General features: G+C 69.8%; 6 protein-coding genes. 3 read left to right on the top strand and 3 right to left on the bottom strand.

Going from position 1 to position 10846, the window contains the following annotated elements; genetic code table 11:
- Both K7G59_RS29425 and purB read right to left on the bottom strand, forming a co-directional pair.
- Window positions 1–187, bottom strand: a 187-nt coding sequence (locus tag K7G59_RS29425) for a uracil-DNA glycosylase family protein (protein ID WP_308295104.1), incomplete at its 3' end; no start/stop codon positions are given.
- A complete protein-coding gene (purB, locus tag K7G59_RS29420; RefSeq protein WP_225839522.1) occupies window positions 184–1626 on the bottom strand; it encodes an adenylosuccinate lyase in 1443 nt (480 codons plus the stop codon). The genes purB and K7G59_RS29425, both read right to left, overlap by 4 nt.
- 259 nt (window positions 1627–1885) lie before the next feature.
- Here purB and K7G59_RS29415 point away from each other — a divergent pair, with 259 nt between their 5' ends.
- The 3 genes from K7G59_RS29415 (at window position 1886) to K7G59_RS29405 (ending at window position 9188) form a co-directional block, all read left to right on the top strand.
- Window positions 1886–2146, top strand: a complete 261-nt coding sequence (locus K7G59_RS29415; RefSeq protein ID WP_225839520.1) for a recombinase family protein — start codon at window positions 1886–1888, stop codon at window positions 2144–2146.
- A 38-nt stretch (window positions 2147–2184) separates the two neighbouring features.
- Complete coding sequence (locus tag K7G59_RS29410; RefSeq protein WP_225839516.1) at window positions 2185–2403, top strand: hypothetical protein; 219 nt, start codon at window positions 2185–2187, stop codon at window positions 2401–2403.
- A 695-nt stretch (window positions 2404–3098) separates the two neighbouring features.
- The gene (locus K7G59_RS29405; protein WP_225839514.1) at window positions 3099–9188 is read left to right on the top strand and encodes a DNRLRE domain-containing protein; all 6090 of its coding nucleotides are present in this window, start codon (window positions 3099–3101) and stop codon (window positions 9186–9188) included.
- A gap of 517 nt (window positions 9189–9705) precedes the next feature.
- Here K7G59_RS29405 and K7G59_RS29400 read toward each other — a convergent pair.
- Window positions 9706–10554 (bottom strand): SGNH/GDSL hydrolase family protein, encoded by an 849-nt coding sequence (locus K7G59_RS29400; RefSeq protein WP_225839512.1) that lies wholly within the window; start codon window positions 10552–10554, stop codon window positions 9706–9708.
- Between the last annotated feature and the right edge of the window lie 292 nt (window positions 10555–10846).

Here is a 10846-nt window from a genome sequence, read left to right as displayed (position 1 = left end):
GCGTGAAGCCGGACAGGTGCAGCACGGGCCAGAAACGGTTGCCGGGCCGGGCGAAGTGGTGGCCCGTCGCCGCCGTCATCAGACCCGGGTTGATGCCGCAGAAAAGCACCTGGAGGCCGTCCGCGACCACGTCCGGGACGAGACGGTCGCGGGCGGCCTCCAGTTCCGCCTGGGTGAAACGGGTCAGAGGATCGCTCCGGGGGTGTAGCCGGCGGCCTCGGGGTGCTGCTTGACGATCTCCTCGATGCGACCGACGACGATGCCGACCTGGTCGGCCGCCGCGCCGGTGAAGGACAGCTTGTCGGCCATCAGGGCCGCGAGCTGCTCGCGGTCGAGCGGGAGGCGCTCGTCGTCGGCGAGCTTGTCCAGCAGGTCGTTGCGCTCGGCGCCCTGCTCACGCATCGCGAGCGCCGTGGCGACGGCGTTCTCCTTGATCGCCTCGTGCGCGACCTCGCGGCCGACCCCGGCCCGGACGGCGCCCATGAGCACCTTCGTGGTGGCGAGGAAGGGAAGGTAGCGGTCCAGCTCGCGGGCGACGACGGCAGGGAAGGCGCCGAACTCGTCGAGGACCGTCAGGAAGGTCTCCAGCAGGCCGTCCAGCGCGAAGAACGCGTCCGGCAGCGCGACCCGGCGCACCACCGAGCAGGACACGTCACCCTCGTTCCACTGGTCGCCCGCCAGCTCACCGGTCATCGAGGCGTAGCCGCGCAGGATGACCATGAGGCCGTTGACGCGCTCGCAGGAGCGGGTGTTCATCTTGTGCGGCATCGCCGAGGAGCCGACCTGGCCCGGTTTGAAGCCCTCGGTGACCAACTCGTGCCCGGCCATCAGCCGGATCGTCTTGGCCAGCGAGGACGGGGCGGCGGCCAGCTGCACCAGCGCGGTGACGACCTCGTAGTCCAGCGAGCGCGGGTAGACCTGGCCGACCGACGTGAACGCCTGGGAGAAGCCCAGGTGCCGGGCGATCCGGCCCTCCAGCTCCGCGAGCTTCGCCGCGTCGCCGCCGAGCAGGTCCAGCATGTCCTGCGCGGTGCCCACCGGGCCCTTGATGCCGCGCAGCGGGTAGCGGCCGAGCAGCTCCTCGACGCGGCCGTACGCGACGAGCAGCTCGTCGGCGGCCGTCGCGAAGCGCTTGCCCAGCGTCGTGGCCTGCGCGGCGACGTTGTGCGAGCGGCCGGCCATGACCAGCTCCCCGTACTCCGCGGCGAGCTTGCCCAGACGCGCGAGCACGGCCACCGTACGGTCGCGCATCAGCTCCAGGGAGAGGCGGATCTGCAGCTGCTCGACGTTCTCCGTCAGGTCGCGCGAGGTCATGCCCTTGTGCACGTGCTCGTGACCGGCGAGGTCGTTGAACTCCTCGATCCGCGCCTTGACGTCGTGCCGGGTGACCTTCTCGCGCTCGGCGATCGAGGCCAGGTCGACGGTGTCGAGGACACGCTCGTAGTCGGCGATCGCCTCGTCCGGCACCTCGATGCCGAGGTCCTTCTGGGCCCGCAGCACGGCGAGCCAGAGCTGCCGCTCCAGCTTCACCTTCTGCTCGGGCGACCAGAGCGTGGCGAGCTGGGCGGAGGCGTAGCGTCCGGCGAGGACGTTCGGGATGCGGGGCTTGGCGGGCGCTGAAGTCACGTGTCCAGATTCTACTGGCGGTTTGTGCAGGTCGACGCCATGGGGTGGTTCGGCGGAAGCTACAAACGCAAGCCCTGTGACCGCCGCCCGGTGCTCGCGCTACGCCGCCGGACCCTTGTAGGGCAGCAGCTCCGGCCGCTTCGGCGCGCGGCCGTCACCGGACGGTGTGACACCCGTCCAGGTTGCCCTGCACGTAGGGTAGAGGGCGCGTGCGGCACGGGGAGCGGTGCAATCCGAGCACCAAGGAGCACACTCCCCGATGGCTGTCAAGCTACTCATAGACCTCTATCTGCCCAAGAGCGAGAACTCGCGGGAGGGCGACCACCGCCGAGAGCAGTCCACCGACACGCAGGAGGCCTCTGGGCGCCGCTGGGTCGATCGCAGCGGCTACACCGTCCCTCATGTGTGGGGAGACCTGGCGTCCGGCTACAAGGCGGACGCCAGGCGTCCCGACTTCGACAAGGGGCTAGCCGCGATACGGAACCGTGAGACCGCGGCGCTGTGGTGCTGGCATGGTTGACCGGTTCTCTCGCCGGGGTGCCCCGTGCTGTCCTCGACGTGAGCGACCCGGCAGACGGCACCGGGCCCGGCCGCCTGGTCTTCGAGCACGACAACCTTGACTCCGTGGACGAGCGGGACAAGCGCTGGATCTTGAACCGGGCGATGGACGCCAAGGAATACCGCGATCAGCTTTTCGCTGGTACGAGGGACACCAAGCAGCAGCAGCAGGTAGACGGGCAGTGGATTACGGCTCAGCCCCCGTACGGTTACGCGTAGAGATCATCGGTAAGCGCCGGCACTCGTGCCTGCCCCTGGCCAGCCGACATCCTGCAGGAGATCTTCCGGCGGGTGAGCGCTGGCGAATCTGCGCGGACGATCTCTGGTGACCTGAACGCGCGAGGCATTCCGGGTGGACTTGGTCCGCAGTCGCCGAGGGGCCTGTCGCCCGGTGTCACCGTGGTCTGGGCCCCCGACATCCTCGCCGTCGGCTGCCACGGCGCCGGGACCGGTGAACGGATGGCGAACCGCTGGCCGAATTGCGCTCGGTTGCCCGGAGTTGAGTACATCTTCACTAAAGAATTAGTAAAGCTGTGCGCTTTGTGCGAGGGGTGTGGAATTACGCTGGGTGAATTTTGCGGGGCGTTATGTGAGCAGGCCGCCGACGGGTGACGTCGGGTGGTGACGGTGCCCCGAGGTCGCGGATCTCAAACCGGCGAGTTTTTGAAACTCGAACGCAAGGTTTTTATTGTTGCTTGGAATGACCTTTGTTTGGGTAAAACGGCCGGGTCGGGCGCGAGCGGATCATGGGGCGGTCACCCCCCTGCCTCAACGATCCTTATGCAGCTGAGGAGTTGCGGATGAATCGCGCACGCCTGAGAGCGTGGCCGAAAATGGCGAGGGCCCGTATACCACGGTCATCTCGGCATACCAGAAGAATCGCCGTCGTGCTATCGCTGGCTCTGCTGGCTGAGATGGCGTTAGCGCTGGATGCCACCGGCGAGGCCGTCGCGGTCGGCAAGCCCCAAGCGGCTGCCGCTGACATGAGCAAGGCCGCGAAGCGGCCGGCAGGTCCGGCGGGGGCGCAGGACGCGGCGTCGGCGGTGCTGATGGCCCGTCTGCAGGGCCGCAGGATCGAGGTGCTGTCGGAGCGGACCGCGGACTCGACGACCTGGGCGCTGCCGTCCGGGTCGATGCGGACCGAGTCCTTCGCCGGCCCGGTGCGGGTCAAGCGGAACGGCAAGTGGCAGGACATCGACACCTCGCTGGCGGACACCGGCGCCGACCTGAAGCCGAAGGCGGCGGTCGCGGACGTCACCGTCTCCGACGGCGGTGACAGCCGGCTGGCCTCGGTCGCCCGGGGCAGGACCCGGTTCGCGATGGGCTGGCAGGGCAAGCTGCCCGCGCCGAAGGTCTCGGGGGCTACGGCCTCGTACGACCTGGGGTCCGGTCAGGCACTGAAGGTCACCGCGCTCAAGCAGGGCTTCTCCGAGAGCGTGGTGCTGGCGGGCAGGCCCAACGGCCCGGTGACGTACCGGATTCCGGTGAAGCTCGACGGGCTGAAGCTGTCGCGGGCGGCCTCCGGGAACCTGCTGCTGAAGGACGCGGCGGGCAAGCTGGTGGCCGCGGCGCCGGCGCCCATGATGTGGGACTCCTCCCGGGACCGGCGTTCGGGTGAGTCCGCGCACCGGGCGCGGGTCGCCACGAAGATCGAGACCGCGAAGGACGGGTCGCAGACCCTCGTCCTGACCCCGGACCGGACGTTCCTGTCGGACCCCGTCCTCACCTACCCGGTGACGGTGGACCCGACGACCACGCTGGCGGTCACGACGGACACGTGGGTGCAGAACCCCGACTACACCAGCTCGCAGCAGGGCTCCCAGGAGCTGAAGTCGGGTACGTACGACGGCGGGGCGGACACCGCGCGGTCGTACCTGAAGTTCGACGTGTCGCCGTTCACGGGCAAGCACATCCAGTCCGCGTCGTTGTCGCTGTACAACTACTACTCGGCGACCTGCGGGACGTCGGGTGCGGCGACGGATGCCAAGCGGATCACCTCGTCGTGGTCCTCGTCGACGATCACCTGGGGCGTCCAGCCCACGACCACGACCACCAGCAAGGCGTCGAACACCGGGCACTGGGGGTACGACTCCTCCTGCCCCGCCAACTGGTCGAGCTGGAACCTCCAGGCGATGGTGCAGGACTGGGCCAACGGCTCGACCAACTACGGTCTGCAGGTGGCCGCTGCCAGCGAGAGCGACTCCACCACCTGGCGTCGCTTCCGTTCGGCGGACTACACCACCGCCGGGTACGCGCCGAAGCTGGTGGTGACCTACAACTCCTACCCGGCCGTCCCGACAGCAGCCGCGGTGTCGCCCTCGGCCGTGAACGCCTACAACGGCAAGCGGTACGTGACCTCGGCGACGCCGACCCTGTCGGCGAAGGTGACGGACGCGGACGGCGGCACGGTCAAGGCCCAGTTCGAGGTCACGCCCGACCCGGCGTACAACGACACCACCTACACGTACACCGCGACCAGCGCGGGCGTGGCGTCCGGTTCCACGGCCTCTCTGGCCGTGCCGTCGGCCAACGCCTTCCCGGCGGGCGCGCACCTGCGGATGCGGGTGCGCGGGTACGACTCCACCGACTACGGGACCTGGAGCGGGTACACCACGTTCGTCATGAACACCTCGCTGCCCGCGGCCCCGACCATCAGCTGTTCTTCCTATCCGCAGGACACCTGGTCGGCCAAGGCTCCGGGAGCGGTGACCTGCACCCTGGACACGACCTCGACGGACGGACAGGGTTTCAAGTGGGGCCTGGACGACCCGGCGATGGCGCAGAGCGTGTACGACACCGCGGACGGCAACGGCGGCGACCCGCTGAACATCTCCGTCAACCCCGCCGACGGCTGGCACACGCTGTACGCCCAGACCATCGACTCGGGCGGCAACCTGTCCTCGACGAACACGAAGTACTCCTTCGGTGTCGGCGCCGACGGTGCCGCGCTGCTGAGCCCCGGTAACGGTGACCGGCCCGCCCGGCGCGTGGCCCTGGCCGCCACCGGCAAGTCCACCTACACCGGTGTCACGTACCAGTACCGCCGCGGTGAGACCGACAGCTGGCACAACGTGCCGCTCGCGGACGTCACCAAGAACAGCGACGGCTCGCCCGTGACGGCCTGGCCGCTGGCCGCCCCCAACGGGGCGCCGCCCGCGCTGACCTGGAACATCACCACGTCGCTGACCGAGGACGGCCCGGTCGACATTCGCGCCGCCTTCACCGACGGCACGACGACGGGCTACTCGCCGGCGTCGACGGTCACCGTCGACCGCAACGCGGGCACCGCGCCGTCGGATCAGGTCGGTCCGGGCTCTGTCAACGACCTGACCGGTGACTACACCCTGCCGGCGACGGACGCGTCCGCGTTCGACATGAGCGTGTCGCGCACGGCGTCGTCCCGGAAGCCGACCGCGGGTACGGACGCCGAAGGCCAGGTAGCGATCTTCGGCCCCCAATGGACGTCCGGCACCACGGCCGAGATCACCGACTCCGACTACGCCTACATCCGCAAGACCTCCTCCACCTCGGTCGCGGTCGTGGACGTGGACGGCGACGCGACCGGGTTCACCGCCACCACCGCCGGCGGTTGGAAGCCCGAGCCCGGCTCGGAGGACCTGAGCCTGACCGGCTCACTGACCGGCTCGTTCACGCTGAAGGACGAGGACGGCACGACCACCACGTTCGCGAAGGTGGACCCGGCGGCCACCACCTGGCAGGTCTCCAGCACCTACCTGCCGACCGACAACTCCACCACCAAGGTGGTCTCGGAGAAGGTCGTCAACGGCTCGCTGACGCTGGCCCGGCCGAAGTACGTCATCGCCCCGACCTCGGCGGTGTCGTCCTCGACCTGTGAGACGACGCCGTCCACCAAGGGCTGCCGCGTCCTGCAGTATGTGTACGCCGCCTCCACGACTGCCACGTCCTCGGTGTTCGGTGACTACACGGGCCAGGTTTCGCAGATCAAGCTGTGGGCTACCGACCCGGGCGCGGCCTCCGCGACCGCGACCGTGATCGCCCAGTACGCCTACGACGACTCCGGCCGTCTGCGCGAGACCTGGGACCCACGGGTCAGCCCCGCGCTGAAGACCGCCTACACCTATGACGGTTCGGGCCGGGTCGCGACCCTGACGCCTCCCGGTGAGCTGCCGTGGACCTTCACCTACGGCACGGCCGGCAACGCGGCCACCGCAGGCCCCGGCATGCTGCTCTCCGCCGCCCGTCCCACCCTGGTGGCGGGTTCGAAGACGCAGACCGACGGCGGTACGGCCACGACCAGCATGGTCTACGACGTCCCGCTGACCGGCACCCATGCCCCGTACTTGATGGGCGCCTCCGACGTCGCGGCCTGGGGTCAGACGGACATCCCGTCCGACGCGACCGCGGTCTTCCCGGCCGATGCCGTGCCCGCCTCGCACGACGGCTCGACCCTGGCACCGACGAGTTACGGCCGCGCTTCGCTCTCGTACGCGGACGCGTCCGGTCGTGAGGTCAACAGCGCAACGCCGGGTGGCCATCTGACCACCACCGAGTACGACCACTTCGGCAACACTGTCCGTGAACTGTCCGCAAAAAACCGTGAGTTGGCGCTCGCCACCAGCGGTGCGGGACAGTCCGAGCAGACCCTGCTCGGGATCAGCGGCATGTCGACGGCGGGCCGCGCGGAGCAGCTGTCCACCTCGCACGTGTACTCCAGCGACGGCCAGCGCGAGCTGGAGAGCTTCGGCCCGCTGCACCTGGCCACGTTGACCGGCGTGCTGCATGCCAACACAGGTGGCACCGATCTGCCCGCGGGCAGCGAGGTGGCGGCGCGCCAGCACACCGTCACGGCGTACGACGAGGGCCGCCCGGCCGACGGCACGGCCACGGTGTCCAACCAGCCGACCACCGTCACCGTCGGCGCCCATGTCGACGGTTACCCGTCCGACGGCGACACCCGCACCAAGAAGACGGCGTACGACTGGGTGAAGGGCCTGGCCACCTCCACGACGGAGGACCCGGGCGGTCTGAACCTCGTCAGGACGACGGCGTACGACGCCCAGGGCCGGCCCATCAAGACGACCCTGCCGAAGTCGAACGGCGCCGACGCCGGCGCTACGGTGACCACCTATTACTCGGCGACGGGCACGGGTGCTTGCAACGGGCGTCCGGAATGGGCGGACCTGGTCTGCTCGGTGGGACCGGCCGGTGACATCACCGGCGGCGGCAGCAACCCGACCCAACTGCCCACCAAGACCAGCGAGTACGACCGGTGGGGCAACACGGCCAAGCTGATCGAGGCCGCCAACGGCGTCACCCGCACCACCACGACCACTGCCGACGCCGCCGGGCGCCCGACCCTGGTGTCGGTGACCGGCGCAGTGGGCACCGCGGTGCCGGACACCACCACCACGTACGACCCGGACAGCGGCGACGTCGCCACCGTCACGGCGGGCGGCCAGACCATCACCCATGTCACCGACATGCTGGGCCGGGAGATCTCCTACAACGACGGCAGCGGCAACACCGCGGCCTCCCAGTACGACGCGCTGGGCCGTGTCACCAAGGTGACCGACTCCGCCCCGTCGACCACCACCTACACCTATGACACCACCAAGGACCCGCGCGGTGTGGAGACCTCCCGCACCGACTCCGTCGCGGGCACCTTCAACGCCGCCTACGACGCGGACGGCGCCCTGGCCACCGAGCAGCTGCCCGGCGGCTACACCCTCACCACGACCCAGGACGAGACCGGCACGGAGACCTCTCGGGTCTACACCAAGGACAGTGACGGCACCGTCGTCGCCTCCGACACTGCCGACCACTCCGTCCAGGGCCAGATGGTCAACGACGCCAACACCGCAGGCCAGACCTATGCCCGTACCTACACCTACGACAACGCGGACCGCCTGACCCAGGCCGACGACACCGGCCCGGACGGGACCTGCACCCGCCGCGGCTACACCTTCGACAACAACACCAACCGCACCGGCTTCGCCGCCAGTATCAGCGCCGCCGGCACCCCGTGCGACTCGACGGGTGCGACCAGCACCACCAACACCTACGACAGCGCCGACCGGCTCGTGAACGCGGGCATCGTCTACGACGCCTTCGGCCGCACCACCACCCAGTCGTCCGGCGCGACCGTCGTCTACTACGCCAACGACCTGGTCCACCAGCAGACTTCCGGCGCCAGCCGGCAGACCTGGACCCTGGACCCCGCTCAGCGCCTCGCAGCCTGGACGACGGAGGCCGACAACGCCGGCACCTGGACCCAGACCGGCGCCAAGGTCGACCACTACGGCGGCGACGGCGACAGCCCCGACTGGATCACGGAGGACGCCGCAGGCACCATCACCCGCAACGTCCAGGGCAGCAGCGGCGACCTGGACGCCACCACAGACGCCACGGGCGACACCGTTCTGCAGCTGACCGACATCCACGGCGACGTCACCGTCCAGCTGCCGCTGGACACCAGCCAAGCACCCGCCGCATTCGCCTACGACGAGTACGGCAATCCGGAAGGGAACAGTCCCGCCACCCGCTACGGCTGGCTCGGCGGGAAACAGCGCTCCAGTGAAACCGTCACGGGCGCGGCCCTCATGGGTGTCCGCCTCTACGATCCCACTGCGGGCCGCTTCCTCCAGACCGATCCGGTCGCCGGCGGTAACGCCAACGCCTACGACTACGTGACCGCCGACCCGCTCACCGGCTACGACCTCGACGGCAGATGGGGCTGGCACTGGCACGCGCCGTGGCACCGCGACCACTGGTCGCCCTTCCGCTACAGCTGGCATGTGCCCGGCTATGCGCGTGCCCGGCACTACTACCATCGCATCCGACACCGCATAGGCAGGAACCGCTGGGTAAGGCGGGTATACCGCAACCCGTATGTCCAAGCCTGCTTCTTCGGTGGCGGCTCGGGTGGATTGATCTCATGGGCGACCAAGGCCGGCCGCCGATCGTGGTGGGGGTTCGGCCTGGGGTGCGGCTTCGGCATGGCACAGCGCCGCTGGCAACGGTGACCCACGCCGACCGTCCGTGGTGGCCGCGTGACGCGTAGATTGCGGCTCCGGCATGACAGCCTGCCGCTGGAGCTGGAGAGGTCTGGCCGGATGAATTCGAGGGAAAGTAAATCCGAAAGCTATATCGGAATGGTTTGCTTCATTGCATCCATGACGATTATCGGAGTCCTTTTTGGGCGTGGACTCCCCGTGTGGGCGCCTGCGGCCCTTGGGGCGGTGATCGGGTATGCATGCTGGCTGGCGTACCGGGCGTACCGTTCGCTGAGAAGGAGGGAGGGGAAGTCTTCGAAGTGACGAATCCGGAACGCATGTGTGGCGCCGTGCCCTCACCGGCGACACCGGCGCTGTGGCGATGATGATGCCGATCAAAGCCTGCGCAGCGCAGTGAAAGCGGGCTGCCAGGCGTGGTGGAAGACCATGCCTGGCAGCCTCTCCGGCTGGTGCAGGCCTCGCGGTCGGCGGTCCTGCTGCGGTTCTCTGCGGTCGGGGTCTCGCTCGCAGCCGGGCGGGGCTCGGGTCAGGACCCCACCCGTCGCCAGTCCGTCACAGGGCCGGGGTTTGTGTGGTCCGCAGGGGTGACCCAGAAGGCTTTGCCCAGCTCAGCGCTGAACTGGGCGCCTGTCCGGCCGTCACCGGAGGAGCGACCGGTCAGACGGCGGCCTATCCAGGGCAGCAGGTGCTGCCGGGTGAACCGCGCGTCCGCGACCCGCCGCGCCACCCAGTTCGGCGGTGGCGTCGGCGGCATCGGGGTGTGCCACTCGGTGTCCTCGGGCTGGTAGCCGAGCGTCTGCCACACCGCCTCGGCGACCCGGCGGTGCCCCTCGGCCGTCAGATGCAGCCGGTCGACGTCCCACAGCCGGGGGTCGCCGAGCGAGGGCGCCGCGTACAGGTCGACCACCAGCGCGCCGTGCCGCTCGGCCAGCTCGTCCACGCAGGCGAACAGCTCCTCCATGCGCGGCCGGAACCGCTCCAGCACCGGGCCCTGCCGACCGGGGCTGCGCATCAGGACCAGTTGCTTGCAGGAGGGGGCCAGCCGCTCCACCGCCTCGGTCAGCAGCCCCCGGACCCGTCCCATGTCGCAGTTGGGGCGCAGGGCGTCGTTCAGGCCGCCGACCAGCGTGACCACGTCGGCGTTCATGGCCGCCGCCACGCCCACCTGCTCGGTCACGATCTGCCCGATCAGCTTCCCGCGCACGGCGAGGTTGGCGTACCGGAACCCGGGCGTGCCGGCCGCCATCCGCGCGGCCAGCAGGTCGGCCCAGCCTCGGTACGAGCCGTCGGGCAGCATGTCCGACATGCCCTCGGTGAACGAGTCGCCGACCGCGACGAGGCTGGTGTGCGTGGGAGTTGTGGGATTCGTCTGCATGGCGTGAGCGATCGTATCCCGCCCCCATACCCGCCGGTCGGTCGGCCTCGGTCCCAGCGTCAGACACACCCGGCGCCCGCAACGGGCTCGCCTCCACGCCGGGCGCCTCGGGTCCCCGCGTCAGCTGACTCGGCGTCCTGGACCGGGCCGGCTCGGCCCTGTGCCTCGGGTGTCTCCGCCCTGTGCGTCGGGTGTCTCGGCCCCGTCGGGCGGGCTCGTTGCTCGTGTCGGGCGGGCTGGGCCTTCGTGCCGGGCGGACGTGGCCCCGTCTCGCGGCGGCCCCGGCCCCGCG

The sequence above is a fragment of the Streptomyces sp. NK08204 genome, from assembly GCF_020400585.1.
Taxonomy (GTDB): Bacteria; Actinomycetota; Actinomycetes; order Streptomycetales; family Streptomycetaceae; genus Streptomyces.
Note: the sequence above shows the minus strand (reverse complement) of the source record. Positions and strands in the feature narration are given on the sequence as shown.